Here is a 290-nt window from a genome sequence, read left to right on the forward strand (position 1 = left end):
TGAATCTTGACGATGACCTACTCTCACATGGGGAAGCCCCACACTACCATCGGCGATGCATCGTTTCACTACTGAGTTCGGGATGGGATCAGGTGGTTCCAATGCTCTATGGTCGTCAAGAAATTCTGTGTGCCGGACCGTACTCAAGGACGTGCCAGCAAATCTCTGTACTTCTACTTAAAGACAAAACCCCTACCTGCTTACGCAGATAGGGGTTTTGCGAAATGAATCTTGACGATGACCTACTCTCACATGGGGAAGCCCCACACTACCATCGGCGATGCATCGTT

General features: G+C 50.0%; 1 rRNA gene. It reads right to left on the minus strand.

The features are described from left to right. Nucleotides 1-4 precede the first annotated feature (4 nt). Nucleotides 5-120: ribosomal RNA gene (rrf, locus tag ACNFIC_RS23865) — 5S ribosomal RNA — on the minus strand. Between the last annotated feature and the right edge of the window lie 170 nt (nt 121-290).

It is taken from the genome of Pseudomonas sp. NY15463, assembly GCF_048068415.1.
Lineage (GTDB): Bacteria > Pseudomonadota > Gammaproteobacteria > Pseudomonadales > Pseudomonadaceae > Aquipseudomonas > Aquipseudomonas mosselii_C.